The sequence below is a fragment of the Bradyrhizobium sp. BTAi1 genome, assembly GCF_000015165.1.
Lineage (GTDB): Bacteria > Pseudomonadota > Alphaproteobacteria > Rhizobiales > Xanthobacteraceae > Bradyrhizobium > Bradyrhizobium denitrificans.
Genome location: NC_009485.1, coordinates 6,233,540 through 6,247,080, shown reverse-complemented (window position 1 = coordinate 6,247,080; position 13,541 = coordinate 6,233,540). Strand labels below are relative to the sequence as shown.

The 13,541-nt window shown below is 61.3% G+C and carries 12 protein-coding genes and 1 pseudogene; 6 read left to right on the top strand and 7 right to left on the bottom strand.

Features of this window, described 5'->3' with window-relative positions; all coding sequences use genetic code 11:
* The first annotated feature begins 142 nt into the window (after positions 1-142).
* Complete coding sequence (locus BBTA_RS39175) at positions 143-478, top strand: HPF/RaiA family ribosome-associated protein (protein ID WP_012045909.1); 336 nt, start codon at positions 143-145, stop codon at positions 476-478.
* Positions 479-1,301: 823 nt separating this feature from the next.
* Here the strand turns inward: BBTA_RS39175 and BBTA_RS41450 are convergent.
* Positions 1,302-1,454 carry a hypothetical protein gene (locus BBTA_RS41450; protein WP_244424162.1) on the bottom strand — a complete coding sequence of 51 codons (153 nt, stop codon included), beginning with the start codon at positions 1,452-1,454 and terminating at the stop codon, positions 1,302-1,304.
* Here BBTA_RS41450 and BBTA_RS41445 point away from each other — a divergent pair.
* Positions 1,453-1,608: an aldehyde dehydrogenase family protein gene (locus BBTA_RS41445; RefSeq protein WP_244424160.1), complete on the top strand. Its 156-nt coding sequence runs from the start codon at positions 1,453-1,455 to the stop codon at positions 1,606-1,608. The two genes, BBTA_RS41450 and BBTA_RS41445, sit on opposite strands and share 2 nt — an antisense overlap.
* Here the strand turns inward: BBTA_RS41445 and BBTA_RS41890 are convergent.
* Entirely contained in the window at positions 1,581-2,033 is a 453-nt protein-coding gene (locus BBTA_RS41890; protein ID WP_311992254.1) for a sensor histidine kinase, read from the bottom strand. The two genes, BBTA_RS41445 and BBTA_RS41890, sit on opposite strands and share 28 nt — an antisense overlap.
* Positions 2,034-2,082: 49 nt before the next feature.
* Positions 2,083-2,181 carry a hypothetical protein gene (locus BBTA_RS41885; RefSeq protein WP_316155617.1) on the bottom strand — a complete coding sequence of 33 codons (99 nt, stop codon included), beginning with the start codon at positions 2,179-2,181 and terminating at the stop codon, positions 2,083-2,085.
* Positions 2,182-2,992: 811 nt separating this feature from the next.
* Here BBTA_RS41885 and BBTA_RS28155 point away from each other — a divergent pair.
* The 3 genes and pseudogenes from BBTA_RS28155 to BBTA_RS28145 all read left to right on the top strand — a co-directional run bounded on the left by BBTA_RS28155 (position 2,993) and on the right by BBTA_RS28145 (position 6,943).
* On the top strand, positions 2,993-4,783 hold the full coding sequence (locus BBTA_RS28155; protein WP_012045908.1) for an ATP-binding protein: 1,791 nt from the start codon (positions 2,993-2,995) through the stop codon (positions 4,781-4,783).
* 621 nt (positions 4,784-5,404) lie between these two features.
* Positions 5,405-6,144, top strand: a pseudogene (locus BBTA_RS28150) (VIT family protein).
* A gap of 382 nt (positions 6,145-6,526) precedes the next feature.
* Positions 6,527-6,943: a hypothetical protein gene (locus BBTA_RS28145; RefSeq protein WP_012045906.1), complete on the top strand. Its 417-nt coding sequence runs from the start codon at positions 6,527-6,529 to the stop codon at positions 6,941-6,943.
* 162 nt (positions 6,944-7,105) lie between these two features.
* On the opposite strand, the gene BBTA_RS28140 is transcribed toward BBTA_RS28145, so the two are convergent.
* The 3 genes from BBTA_RS28140 to BBTA_RS28125 form a co-directional block, all read right to left on the bottom strand.
* Positions 7,106-7,306, bottom strand: a complete 201-nt coding sequence (locus tag BBTA_RS28140; RefSeq protein ID WP_244424158.1) for a hypothetical protein — start codon at positions 7,304-7,306, stop codon at positions 7,106-7,108.
* A 589-nt stretch (positions 7,307-7,895) separates the two neighbouring features.
* Entirely contained in the window at positions 7,896-9,347 is a 1,452-nt protein-coding gene (locus tag BBTA_RS28130) for a coniferyl aldehyde dehydrogenase (protein WP_012045904.1), read from the bottom strand.
* A gap of 82 nt (positions 9,348-9,429) precedes the next feature.
* The gene (locus BBTA_RS28125) at positions 9,430-11,142 is read right to left on the bottom strand and encodes a choline dehydrogenase (RefSeq protein WP_012045903.1); all 1,713 of its coding nucleotides are present in this window, start codon (positions 11,140-11,142) and stop codon (positions 9,430-9,432) included.
* Positions 11,143-11,533: 391 nt separating this feature from the next.
* Between BBTA_RS28125 and BBTA_RS28115 the strand changes: the two genes are divergently transcribed.
* Positions 11,534-12,385, top strand: a complete 852-nt coding sequence (locus tag BBTA_RS28115; RefSeq protein ID WP_168167921.1) for a helix-turn-helix transcriptional regulator — start codon at positions 11,534-11,536, stop codon at positions 12,383-12,385.
* Between the two features lie 150 nt (positions 12,386-12,535).
* Here BBTA_RS28115 and BBTA_RS28110 read toward each other — a convergent pair whose 3' ends face one another.
* Positions 12,536-13,534: an FAD:protein FMN transferase gene (locus BBTA_RS28110; protein ID WP_012045901.1), complete on the bottom strand. Its 999-nt coding sequence runs from the start codon at positions 13,532-13,534 to the stop codon at positions 12,536-12,538.
* Positions 13,535-13,541 lie beyond the last annotated feature (7 nt).

Sequence of the window (13,541 nt, the reverse complement as noted above, 5' to 3'; positions counted from 1 at the left end):
GACGCCGTCTGCAAGGCAGCTCGCAAATGTTCGACTCCAGTTCGTCGAATTTGAAGTTCTGAGCACGAACGTGCCTGGAGCTGATCGTAACCTCGATTGCGCCATACGACGCCCGCCTTTCTATTCAAGCAAGGAGAGACAGATGCTGATCGATGTCAGGACCGACGGAAACATCAATGGCGGTGAGCAACTGTCAAACGACGTGAAATCGTCTGTCCATGTGGTACTCCGGCGTTACGAGGATCGAGTGAGGCGGATCGATGTGCATCTTAGCGACCAGGTCGGTCACAAAGCCAGTCACGACGACAAAAGTTGCACGATCGAGGTCCATCGCGACGGCAGCGAACTCATCGTCGTTGCGCACCAGGACAGCTTCATGGAGCAGGCTGTTCGTGGCGCAGTTCATAAGTTGAAGAGGGCCCTTGATCATGCCTTCGCCAAAGAGGCGGAGCCGGATCATCGCCGGGATCACCATTAAAGAACGGCAGGTCTATCGGTAACGATTGTCGCGCGTGAGGCACTGCTCGTCAGTCATTAATGGTGCGTTTAGGGCGAGTGGCGCCCGACGAATCTGCAAAGGCGCTGATCCAGGCAGCGGATCATGGAAAGCGCTAGCGAATGAAACGGCCCCAACCGGGGTAGTTGGGGCCGCCATTCATCGGATGCTATGGGGGATTCGCATCCGGTCGTTCTGGTCAAGCGTCCAGAGCCGCATTGGTTCCAGGAATTCATTCGGATCGATTGAAACGGAATTGATTTCGTAAAACATCGGTAGCGGCGCGTGGGGCGTTGCAATCGTGTCTGGCGGGGCTTCAATCGCGCTCAGAAGCCCCCACATAAGGGTCTATGGCAAACTGGCAACCATCCATCACGCGCGATCCTCCCAAAACGAAGGCTGAGCTACGGGAGATCCTGGCGGAGGCAGTTCGCAATACAGGAACGAACGCCGGCAGTCGCGCATCGAGCGCCATGACCACCCAGCCGGAGACGGCCGGGGGACGACCACTCAGATGATGGGTCAACCCTGCAAATCCGCCGTACGGCAGACATAGACGTTCGTTGGCGCGCAGCGGCCGCCTGAACGCTCGGAAGGATAGGGCGGTCCCTTGGCCGCCTCTGAGTCGTTTCCGAGGCTACTCAACGCGATCGATCGTCTCTACCTGTGTCGTCATGAGGTGCTGGCCGTGACTGCGGCGACAGATGACGGAAAGGCGGACCCCAAATGCTCATGATGGATGCGCTCGTCGAGCGAGCTCCGGGGCGATGGGCCCGCCGTACAATGAGGCTCGAGCGATGACCTATCAGAGCGTCAATCCCGCTACCCGCAAGCTCCACAGGACGTTCGAGACGCCGCGGTCGCGCTCGCGAACGATCCCGATTTTGGCCTGGGTGGCGCAGTCTTCACCAAGGATCTCGCGCGGAAAGCGCGTCGCGAGCCGCTTGGAGACCGGCATGGTGTTCATCAACAACCTCAGCTGGTCCGATGTCGAACTTTCGTTCGGCGGCATCAAGAACTCCGGCTATGGACGCGAACTGGGCTCCATGGGAATCCAGGAGTTCGTCAACAAGAAGCTGGTTCGCTATGTCGCGGCCGGCGCGCCGGAGTGAGTTGTGAGCACGGATTTGTTCGGCGTCTGCGATCCCTCGCCGGAGATGAGTGGCAGTTCGAGGAGAAAGCGCGTGCCGGTCGGTGTATTGGATATGATGGTCAGACGGCCGCGGAGCTGGCGCACCAGCCCCCTGATGACCCGGAATCCCAGGCTCGGGCGCGCCTGATCGATGTCGAAGCCTTTTGGAAGGCCGATGCCGTGATCGGACACTTCGACGTGCAGGCATCCAGTCATTTCACGCGCCGACACGTCGATAGCGCCGTGACCGCCGGGATAGGCATGTTTGACCGCATTGGTGACGAGTTCGTTGATCAGAAGGCCGAGGGGAAGCGCATGATCGGCCGACAGCTGTATCGCGTCGGCATGGCAGCACAGGGCATTCGTTCCTGCTGTGCCATGCAATCGGCCGCAGAGGTCGGTCATGAAAACGGCAAGGTCGATGAAGCTGACATGTGTGCCGCGAGAAAGACGGTCATGGACCTGGGCGATGGCCGCGACACGTGATCCGGCGCTCTTCGAGCGCGCACCTGACGTCATCTGAATGCGTGCTGCGCGATTGAATGTGGAGCATCGCGACGACCGAGGTGAGGCTGTTCTTGACGCGGTCGCTCATTTCGCGCGTCAGCATGGCCTGATAATCCAGAGCTTCCTGTAGCCGCGCATCTGCGTTGTGACGCTCGACCGCGATTCCAACGAGACCAGCGAAGCCGGCGTCTCATCTTCCGTGCCGGAGTAACTGCGCTATCGGCTCAAGCAGCAGTCGCTGCTCGCCGAATTCAGTCGTGTCGCGCTTCTTGTGCATCCGAACCCAACCTGAGGTAACTCCAATTAGGAGTCTGAGCAAAACAGGACGTTGTGCGTTGCCCGCACTGGGGCGATCCGTCGCGGGTCGGCGGCCGAATGGGCTGATCTTGGGGGGGCGGCGTCGGAGGGCATGTCTGGCCCCTTTGGGTGTGGCGGCTTTTTGTTCCGCTCCGTGGCCTGGACCACCAACAGCAACCCTGCGCGCTGTGTGACAGATGTATCCAGTCGAGAGGATACGTCGTGTCGAACCCCGCCAGCGACCTCGAATACAGCCGCGATTGTCTTCGATTGGCGGCGGATTTCGCGCAGCTCTCCCGAGAGCCCCCTGATCCGGACGTCCAGGCGCATAGCGTAAGGATGGCGACCTTCTGGACCGAGCGGGCCACTCTGGGTCCGGAGACCCCGCGGACCAGTTCAGATTGCGTCGATGAGTAACATCGCCTTTCAAGCCGGGAGCGCATGTGAGCAACTCTGCTCAGTCTCGCGCACGAGTCATGAGCTAACCTTGTTAGGAGCTGGGCGTCGCGAACATGCCACCCCTGGTAAGCGTCAGATGGATGGAAAAGTGAGGCGTCGGGATGCGAGCAGGTAAAGAAGGTCGATCGGAGCTCGGCGCTGTTCCCCTTGTGTCTGCCTTGGCCGCCTCTCTCGATGATGTCGATGCACGTCGAGCGCTGACCGCGCGTGATCTGCAGGACGTGCTGTCCGGCATCCGGATTCCGATCGTTCTGCTCGATTCCGACCTGACCATCCGCTTCTTCACGCCGGAAATGAGCCGGTGCTTCAATTTGGTCGAGACCGACATAGGCATGCCCCTATGGGATCGGATAGGGCTCGCGTCGGACCAGATGCTTGGGACGGATGCAGGTCATGTCATGCAGTCGCTCACGCCGGTCGAGCGCGAGATCGAATCTCTGGGCGGCGTCTGCTATATCCGGCGGATATTTCCGTATTTCTCAAGCCGGCGCGAAATGGTGGGTACTGTCATCGCATTTGTCGATCTATCGGACCAGAAGCGGACCGCCGAGGTGCTCGAATGCGCGCGAGCACAAGCGGAGGCCAGCAACGTTGCGAAATCTCGCTCTCTGGCCGCCGCATGCCACGACCTTCGACAGCCGCTACAGAACCTCGTGCTGCTCCAGGAGCTTCTTGCGAAAGAGGTCGTCGGTGACAAGGCTGAAGACCTGGTGGAGCGCCTCGATCAGGCACTGGGCAACATGTCGGGTATGCTGAACGGCTTGCTGGACCTCAATCGTATTGAGACCGGGAGCATTCGAGCGGAATACGAAGTGTTCCCGATTTGCGCCTTGCTCCACCGGATCATATCGGATCTGGTCGATCAGGCCGAAGCGCGGCAGATCGCGCTTGAGGTGTCGCCGTGCAGCATGTTCGTTCGCAGCGATCCACAGCTCTTGGAGCAGATGATACGCAATCTGCTTTCGAACGCGATTAAATTCACGAAGCGGGGCAGGGTGCTGCTCGGCTGCCGGCGCCGCAAGGGGACGTTGAGTATCGAGATCTGGGATACCGGCATCGGTATCCCCGAAGACCAACTTCGGAATATTTTCGAAGAGTATCATCAGCTCGATGGCTCGGCTCGAAATCGGGGGAACGGGCGTGGACTGGGGCTCTCCATCGTGAAGCGGCTTGGACGTCTCCTCCATCACCCGGTAAGGGTCCGTTCAAAATTTGGAAAGGGGTCGGTGTTCTCGATCGATATCGAGCCGTCCTATCGCGAACTGCCGGCACGGCACGACATCTCCTCCAGCTCGCCGATCGTTTATCTGGTCAATCACGACCGCGAATTACGCCGGTCGATCCGCAATACGCTCGACCATGACGGATGGGTGGTCGAGGATCACGAGAATGGAGCGTCGTTTCTGCAGGCGTACAAGCCTGGTTGCGATGCATGCCTGCTGATTGATACCGATGGCCCCGGAATGAGCGGATCGACCGTGCTGAGCCGGCTCCAGGACCTCGGGCATTCGATCCCGGTCATCATGATGGCCAGGCATGGGGACGTTGCAACGACAGTCGCAGCGATGAAGGCCGGCGCGGTGGACGTCATCGAGAAGCCAATTCACAGCTCTGAACTTCTGGACGGCGTTGCGCGGGTCATGAGGCTGGTGCGCATGTCCGACAGCACTGCTGGGCGGAGCGATGGCTCCGCCGATCGCATTCCGTGCTTTACGCGACGGCAGCAGGAAGTCATGCAGAGAGTGCTGGCAGGGCACCCGAGCAAGAATATCGCCGTGGACCTCGGAATCAGTCGCCGCACCGTCGAGAGCCACCGCGCGTCGATCATGAAGAAGGCGGGCGTGCGGTCGCTTCCCGCGCTGGCACGGCTGGCGATCGCCGGCGGATGGTAGCCTAACGTGTTCGACGCATGCGGATGCGTCGGACCCGTCGCAGGGGCAGGCCGGACTGGGGCGTCTCAGCCTCCGTAGAGAGATCGATCAGTTGATGAAGAATAATCTGAATGAGGCCGGCGATCCTGCCGCTGGTATCATTGCAGATCACCTCAACACCGCATTTGGAGACCAGGCGGCGTGCAGTAGCGCCGAACGTCGGTACGAAAGGGCTTAGCAACTGTGCGAAACGATCCGGTTGCATGGATAGCAGCGAAAGACGCGGATCGAGGCTTTTCCCATGCGGCCGGGCAGGTCGCCAAGGTGGGTCATCCCTAGGCCGCAGAGTTCACATCGCAGTATCGGAATGCCGTCACCATTGAGGCCGTTGGAGCCAGGCTGAAAAGGAAGATCTGAAGGAGCCGACATTTTCAAACTCCGCGTTGCCTGACGGCGCGGCCCCATTGAGCAGAACAGTGATCTATTCCCATGCATGATGGCTTCGGTGTCCGGGAGCATCGTCATTTGGCAAGTATAGACCGGCACAGGGAGCAGATCTGGTCCGAACTGCTCACGTCAGACTACCAAATCCGGCGAGCGTCCTGCAGGGAACGGGCTGCGATTTCCGGCAGCGTCGCAGTAATGCGGGCAATAGGTGTGGGAGGGATCGAAGTCGAATGCAAGAGGCCAGAGACTACGACTACTCCACTCAGCAGTTGGAGCGTCAAACAGTCAACCGCCGGCTGGTCGAGAGCAGCTGTGTCGGGGGCAAATGACGGTATTCTCTCCACATCGGGCCTGATCATCGGTGTCGCCAGCGCGAACGGCAGCCGCGAGAGCATCCTGATTGCAGGTATCTCAGGGCTCGTTGCCGGGGCGATGTCGATGGCGTCAGGAGACTACGTCTCGGTCAGTACGCAGTCGGATGCCGAAACCGCTGACGTCGGCCGCGAGAGACGAGAGCTGGCCTCGGATGGCGCAGGAGAGACGAAGAAGTTGGCGGCCATCTACGTCCAGAGGGGGCTGGATCCGGCGTTGGCCTCGACCGTAGCTGGGCAGTTGATGGCTTATGATGCGCTCGGTACTCTTAGCCGCGATGAACTTGGGCTGTCGGACATGACCGCGGCACGTCCGATCCAGGCGGCGCTGTCGTTCGTAGCCGGTGGCATTCCTCCAGTGCTGATCGCCCTCACTGCCCCAGTCGGCTGGGAGGCCGTAGCGGTCTCCATTGTGTCGCTGGTCTTTCTGGTCGTCCTGGGCGCAATCGGCGCCAAAGCTGGGGGAGCCGGAATGGTCAGCGCTGCCGTCCGCGTCGTGTTCTGGGGAGCTTAGTGATGGCACTGACGGCAGGGATCGGCGCTGCATTTGGAGAGCGGCTCTGATATCGACCGATTGCTCTTGTGGACCTCCCATGAGGGCCGGTGACGCTCACGAGAAGAACAGCGCCCGGGACAGAATGCCACGTGCGTCGATCGTCCGAGCCCTCCTGCCTAGCCGAAGCCGGCGATAGTCAATATCATTGAAGAAATAATTTCCGGCAGTGTCAGATCGAATTCGCAGCTGGCTCAAAACTGAAGTCACGCGCGGCTTGCCGCGCGGTGTGGCTGTCGTCGCCAAGCTGTCGCGGCTGGTAAGGAGTGCTATGAGTCACGCCCGTTCGGCTGCCAACTCATTGCTGCCGTTTGCCAAGCCCCGAGTATATTGCGAGCGGCGCTCGGCTTCGACTTTGGTTGACGATGGCGTTGGAAATGGCTGGAGGCACCCATGAAAGGGCAAGACATGTTCAAGTCCAGACAATATCGCGCCGAAGCAGCCGAATACGGCAAACGGGCCAAGGAGGCGATCGATCCGGACGAAGGTCGAAAGCTTCAAGACGCGCAGGATCGTCTGGTCTCGCTCGCCGACAAAGAGCAGGGACTGGCGGACGGCTACCGCGATGCAGTTCACGCCGCCCGATCGGATCAACGTCACGGCGCAGAATTAGCAAGCGAAGAAGAACACGTCTTGCGGTGTCTTGGCGCGGCTATCATCATGCAATGGAATGCTCTGCCGACTGGGTTGCAGCGGGAGATCTTCGACACGGCGGGATCTGTCGGCAAGCTGCTGGAGACGGCGGAGCTCCGCGGTCAAATCGCCCGGTTTTTGCATAAGCACAAGGATGGCACGAATGCCGCAAAGTAGCTGCAGATCAGCTCCGCCTGGTCGATGAAGCTAAGGGGGCGCTCAGATGAAAGGAGAGGTTCCGACCGGAACAAGTCTTGGATTGCGGCAGATCATCGCTCTCCTGGGCAAACCGTAACCCAGAGGCGAACTCGCATTGGCGGGACAATAGTGGTCCGTGGATCACACAACGGTCTGCGAACTCGTTGACGGTTTCATCTCGACGATGTCGCCGGCTTCGACGTGGTCATTGATGGCGTTGAACTCTGCCGAATTGATCTCAAGAAGCCAGTGGCTCCATTCTCTTGGATGTCCTTCTGGAGCGACGGACTCACCGTCCGCCGTGTATCTGTACTTCGCTAGCGCTCCCATCGCTCGTTCCATTGCGACGCTGTCCCTGAGAGTGATCAAGCACCTCATCATTAACCTCCCCTGTCCGAGTTAAGGTGGCGCCCAATCGCAAAGTTCGTCGAAAGCTCGCCCGGGGCGGATGCCAAGGAGCACCCGATAGTCGAACGGCTCGGGGATACACCGCGGTTAGATTTATTGTCCTTGGCTGTTTCCTCGTCTAGCAATTTCAGCAAGGTCTTATGCCGGTCGTCATCGCGCTTCGGGTCACATTCGCTCTCGGCGATCAGACGCCGATACAGATCGATGTTTGCGTTGTGGATGTAATCGTGCATTGGCATGCTCTGCATCGAAACTGCATGCTGACACGACACAGAGGGCTAAGTTGGTCAATATGGAACAGCTGCCAATTGTTTCCGATCTAGGAATAGTGCGCCCAGGCAAGCCTTCAATGGACCAGCCGGAATCCGGGTTTCGGTTCTGAGCATCCGTCGTCCGTCCAATCCGGCGAGTATCTCGCGCGCGAAAGAAGCTTGCGGCGAACCGGTCCGCCGCTGCTCCTCCATCTCGGTGCAGCGGCGAAGCAGGGCGGCTTCCGTGATCCGGCGCCGTGAGCGCTCGATCGCTATCCCTTGAGCAGGCCGCCGATCATCTTGCGATATTTCGGTCCGTAGGGCGGTCTGAACATCGCAATGATCTCGCTTCCGGTCTGGTGATACACGGCCTTCTCGTGGGAGAATTCGACGAAGCCGCGATGTCCATGATACGCGCCCATCCCGGAGGGCCCGATTCCCCCGAACGGCAGATCGGGCATCGCGATATGCCAGAAGATGTCGTTGATGGTCACGCCTCCCGCGTGGGTCCGCTCGAGCAGCTTTTCACTCTCGGCCTTGTCCGAGCCGAAATAATAGAGCGAGAGCGGCCGCGGCCTCGCATTGATCATGTCGATCGAGTCGTCAAACGTCCCGTAGCGCCTGATCGGCAGGACGGGGCCGAAAATCTCCTCCTGCATCACTGCCATGTCATCCGTCGCGTCGACAATCAGGGTCGGCGGCATGCGCCGGAATTGCTGTTGCGAGAAGTTTTCCTTTGCCGGATTGATCTCGACGATGCGGGCCCCCTTGGCTCGTGCATCATCGATCAGCATCTGCAATCTCTCATAGTGCCGCTGCGTGATGATGGACGTGTAGTCCGGGTTGTCCTTAAGGGTCGGAAACATCTTCGCCACCGCCGTCGTTGCGGCCGTGATGAATGGCTCTACCCGGTCGTCAGGCGCCAGGACATAATCCGGCGCGACGCAGACCTGCCCGGCGTTGATCATCTTGCCCATCATGATGCGCGCCGCCGTCTTGCCGATGTCCGCGCTCCGGCCGACGACGACCGGACTCTTGCCGCCGAGCTCGAGCGTGACCGGCGTGAGATTATCCGCCGCAGCGCGCATCACATGGCGTCCGACATTGGTCGAGCCGGTGAAGATCAGATGATCGAAAGGCAGGCTTGTGAATGCGCTGGCGACATCCGGACCACCGAGAAAGGTCGAAATTTCGTCTTCGTCGAAATGGCTGTCGAACAGCTGCGCGACCAGGCCTCCGGTCGCCGGCGTGAATTCGGACGGCTTGAGCATCACCCTGTTGCCGGCGGCGAACGCGGCTGCGGCTGCGTCCATCATGAGCTGTAGCGGGAAGTTCCACGAGGTGACGATGCCGATCACGCCCTTGGGCTGGTATCTCACGGTGGAGCGCGCACCGAGCAGCGACAGGATGGGGGGCGATACCTTGCGCCGCTGCGGCCGCATCCACTTCGCGACATTCTTGTGCGCCTCTCGAAGCGGCTGCACCGAGCCCACGATATCGTAGAGCATCCCCATGTCGCGCGAGCGGGCTCCGAAATCGGTGTTCATGGCATCGAGCAACTCGTTCTTGTGCGTCAACACCATCGAGATCGCGCGCGCGATCCGGTCGCGGCGAAGCGATAATGACGGAGGACCAAGGCGCGTCTGCTCGGCCTTCTGCCGGTGGAGCGTGGCTTGCATTCGGGCCTTCGTCGCTTCGGTCGATGGGATCGCGGTCATGTTCATCGTCGTGGCCTCTTGTTCAAATCTGTTGGTCTACGAATGTCAGAGATCTGGAGGGGATACATCGCGCAAGTTCGCGATTGCGCTAATTGAACGCCACCGCGGTGCCCGACGCGAAGCGCTGGACCTGCACGCGGTGGGAGATTGCGACGTCCTCGGCAATCGGTGCTTCTTCGCGCGACAATGGTGGGCGCCCCCGCACCATATCGGCAGCCTTTTCAGCGATCATGATCGTCGCCGCGTTCGTGTTGCCGCCGACCAATGTCGGCATGACGGAGGCGTCAACGACGCGCAGCCGCCTCACCCCGCGCAGCGCCAAGTCCGGCCCGACCGGCGCGTTGGCGTCTGCGCCCATGCGGACGGTGCCGACAGGATGAAAGATGGATTGTCCCGTCTGGCGCGTCCACGCGTCGATCTCGGAGTCGGTCTGCACATCAAGGCCCGGATGCACTTCCGGCCCGCGATACATTCTCAAGGCGTCTTGCTGAACGATCTCGCGAACCATCCTCACACCGTCGCGGATCGTGCGCCGATCGGTCTCGGAGGAGAGATATCGCGGATCGATGATCGGCGCAGCGAAGGGATCAGGGGACGCCAGCCGCATCTCGCCGCGGCTCTCAGGGCGTAGCTGACAGACGTGAAGACCGAAGCCATGAGAATGGGTTTTCAGCGGCTGATGATTGAGGAGCATGACATTGGCGAAGTGCAACTGGATGTCAGGCCGATCCAGTTCTGTGCGGGACTTGAGAAACGCGCCGGCCTGAACGTGGTTGGTGCGTCCCTGACCGGTCCGGAACAGCAGATATTCCAGGCCCAGCAGAATCTTGCGATATCCCGTGATGAACGAATGAGCGGTGATGGGCTTGGTGCATCGATAGCTCATCACCACATCGAAATGGTCCTGCAGGTTCTGTCCTATCTCGGGGGCGTCGTGGACGACCGAAATGCCATGCCGCCGCAGCGCGTCGGCAGGACCGATGCCCGACAGCATCAGCAGTTGCGGACTCTGGAAGACCCCGGCCGAGAGGATCACTTCACGTCGGGCGCGCACGGTCTTCACGACCTTCATGCGACCGGACGCGTATTGCACGCCTCTGGCTTCGCCGTTCTCGATGATGATCTTCATCGCGTGGGCATGGGACAACACGGCGAGATTTCGCCGGTCCCGGATCGCCGGTTCCAGATAGGCCGATGCTGCGCTGCAGCGTTCGCCGTCTTTGATCGTGAGGTGGAACGGCCCGAGCCCCTCCTGCTGATATCCGTTGAAATCGCGCGTGACGGGATGGCCGGCCTGCCGTCCGGCGTTGATGAACGCGCGGTAGAGCGGATTGCCGTTCGGGCCAACCGAGACCCAGAGAGGGCCGCGGTCGCCCCGCCACGTGTCGCCGCCATTCTCGTTATGCTCGGCTCGCTTGAAATACGGCAACACATCGGCATAACCCCAGCCGGTCAGGCCGGTTTGCCGCCATTGGTCGTAGTCGCGCGCGTGGCCGCGTACGTAGAGCATGCCGTTGATGGCGGAGGATCCTCCCCAACCTCGTCCGCGCGGCTGATACAGACGCCGCGCGTCCAACGTGCCTTGAGGGACGGTCTGGAACATCCAATTCGCCGGTCCCTTCTGCATGAAGATGTCGCCTATGGCCGCCGGCATTCTCAGCATGAGGGATTTGTTTCGGCCCCCCGCCTCGAGGATCGCAACCTTGACGTTCGGATCTTCCGTCAAACGGTTCGCCAGAACGCATCCCGCACTCCCGGCACCGACGATGACATAGTCGAACTCTGCCTCGTGTTTCGGCATTTTCTCGTCTCCGCCCATTTTGTCTTTGTTGGTCTGCTAGACCAGGTCGCGACGTTGCGCGTTAGTCTTGATGTCAAGAGTGACCAGGAAAGTGCAACCGTACATAGCGAACATTCGCTATTGGCCGGCCGGCGGATGTTCGACATCCGAAGTTGTGCGAGATCGCGCGCCCATGATCGCGGGCGGCGGTGGGCTTGCCATCACCTCCGGCTGCGAATAGGCTGTACGATCATGCGAGGTAACCAGCTGACGCTGGTCGGTAGATCATCCGGGGAGCGATGCCGCTGCAGTGGTTCTGAGCGGTCGCATGGTCATCCGGCCCGATCGCGCGAGAGACCAGCATCGGCAGCGTCGGGTGGTACCTCTTCATTGCCGACGAAGGAGCGCGGTCGTGAATCGAGATGCGGCCTGTTTTCGCCAGCAGCAAACGTTGCGGGCGTCCTTGCTCGATGCTCGCGGCGCCATCTCTTTCGCGCCAGCGCGTGACCTGGCTGCACATATGTTGTTGGCGATCGATGATGTGACCTTGGCGGGCAATATTGCCGCGCAATGGTTGCTGGAGCGCGTGCAGGGCGAGCGCGTCGACGGCAATATCGGCAGTCCGTCCGATGCAGTCTATGTCTGCGGACGCTGGGAAAGCGCCTTGCTGGGCTGCGACGCTCGGAGCGCAAAGGGGACGACGCTCGATAATTCCGATCCCGGGATGCGGCAGCTTTGGAACGCCGACGCTCCTGTCGTGTTGGAGGTGGTCGCGAGCGCGGCGGGAATGAGTCGGTCCGCGCGTGCCGCACTCCTGGCCACCGGCACCAAGACGAAGATGATCATGCCCATGAGGGGCGACGACGGGCGGCCGTTCGGCCTCATGTCCGTTGACCGGCTCACGCGCGCCAGCCGTGGATGGGAGATCGCCTTGGTCGATCTGTTCAGGTCGGTGCTGCACGAGGTCGTTTCGCCGATTCTTGCGGCGTCGAAGTCGCTGCAGGACGACGCCGCCCCGCAGCTGATCGCTTTGACCAGCATCTCCGGGCAATTGACGGAAGCGGAGATCCGGGTTGCGCGTCTCGCCGCGAAGGGAATGGGCTACAAGGAAATCGCGCGCGACCTCCGGCGCTCGGTTCACACCGTCGATCATCAGTTGCGCAGCATCAGAACGAAGCTGGGCGTTCCGAGCCACGCCAAGCTGGTCCAACTCCTGTCTCGTGAGCTGCGCTTGCCGGCATTGGCTCCAACAGTATCATCATAGCCGCAGCTTGATGTCAGGGCGCCGGCGAGAAGGCGCCAGAGACCGCGCGGCTGGGCGGCTTCGATCCGTATCGCTCTGTTGCTCGATTCTGCACGGCCGGTCGCCGACCTCGCGCACGGATGGACTTGCTGCCGCGCGCCACGACGGCGGTCAGGCGATGAGATCGACGGCCACACCGTTCGCGTCGATCAGATGAACGCGATCGATCCCGGCGCGCGGCATGACCGCGCGGATGTCGGTTTCCGGCATGATGCTGAATGCGGTGGATAGCGCATCTGCGGCGGTGGCATCGGCGGCCACGGTTGCCACGCTGCGATAGGAATGTGCGCAGCCGCCGCTCTGCGGATCGAACAGATGGTTGAAGCGGCCCTGAGGATCGAAACGGAAGCCATAGGCGCCGGATGTCGATACGGCCCGGTCGATGACGGCCAGCATCTCGGCCGTGCGACCGGCGACGTCCGGATCCTCGATCGCGACGTCCCAGGGGTGTCCGTCCGGCCGTGTCCCGATGGCCCGCGCCTCGCCCATGTCGACGAGGCTCTGCCGCACCCCCTGGCTGCGCAGGAGATCAACGATCCTGTCGGTGACATAGCCTTGTGCGACGCCGTTCAGGGTAATCGCAGTGCCTTGCGGCATGACGATCCGATCCCGGCTCACGGTGAGCCTGTGATAGCCGACCCGTGCCAGCGCCTCGCGGATCGCCGCCCGCTTGGGGCCGTCGGGATCCGCATCGGGGCGCGCGAAGTGATCGGCATAGAGCGTCCACAACGGCTGAACCGTGGGATCGAAGCGGCCCTCGGTTAGGACAGCATAGCGCTGCGACAGCGTGAGAATGTCGACGAGCTCGGGCGCCGGCTCGACGAGCACGCCGGTGCGGTTCAGCGTGACCAGCGCGGAGTCCGGGAGATAGAGGCTGAACAGCCGTTCCAGCCGGCGTGCTTCGGCGACCGATCGCGCGATCAGCCGTTCGGCTTCCGCGCGATCCGGGTGGTGCAGCTTCATGGTGGCGACGGCGCCGAGGAGGGTGCCACGCCATTCGACCAGACCGCTCATGTCCTGGGCGGCATCGGTGGCGCGCGGAGCCAGTGCAAGTCCGGCCATCGCGGCACTGATACGGATGAAGCGTCGTCGCGAGAGGTGATGGGTCATCAGCGTC

What these genes read in the sequence shown, in the direction of transcription:
- BBTA_RS39175 (WP_012045909.1), top strand. Translation starts at nt 143, where the DNA reads ATGCTGATCGATGTCAGGACCGACGGAAACATCAATGGCGGTGAGCAA.
- BBTA_RS41450 (WP_244424162.1), bottom strand. Translation starts at nt 1,454, where the DNA reads ATGCCGGTCTCCAAGCGGCTCGCGACGCGCTTTCCGCGCGAGATCCTT.
- BBTA_RS41890 (WP_311992254.1), bottom strand. Translation starts at nt 2,033, where the DNA reads ATGACCGACCTCTGCGGCCGATTGCATGGCACAGCAGGAACGAATGCC.
- BBTA_RS28130 (WP_012045904.1), bottom strand. Translation starts at nt 9,347, where the DNA reads ATGAACATGACCGCGATCCCATCGACCGAAGCGACGAAGGCCCGAATG.
- BBTA_RS41885 (WP_316155617.1), bottom strand. Translation starts at nt 2,181, where the DNA reads ATGCTCCACATTCAATCGCGCAGCACGCATTCAGATGACGTCAGGTGC.
- BBTA_RS28110 (WP_012045901.1), bottom strand. Translation starts at nt 13,534, where the DNA reads ATGACCCATCACCTCTCGCGACGACGCTTCATCCGTATCAGTGCCGCG.
- BBTA_RS28140 (WP_244424158.1), bottom strand. Translation starts at nt 7,306, where the DNA reads ATGGAACGAGCGATGGGAGCGCTAGCGAAGTACAGATACACGGCGGAC.
- BBTA_RS28125 (WP_012045903.1), bottom strand. Translation starts at nt 11,142, where the DNA reads ATGCCGAAACACGAGGCAGAGTTCGACTATGTCATCGTCGGTGCCGGG.
- BBTA_RS28155 (WP_012045908.1), top strand. Translation starts at nt 2,993, where the DNA reads ATGCGAGCAGGTAAAGAAGGTCGATCGGAGCTCGGCGCTGTTCCCCTT.
- BBTA_RS28145 (WP_012045906.1), top strand. Translation starts at nt 6,527, where the DNA reads ATGAAAGGGCAAGACATGTTCAAGTCCAGACAATATCGCGCCGAAGCA.
- BBTA_RS41445 (WP_244424160.1), top strand. Translation starts at nt 1,453, where the DNA reads ATGGTGTTCATCAACAACCTCAGCTGGTCCGATGTCGAACTTTCGTTC.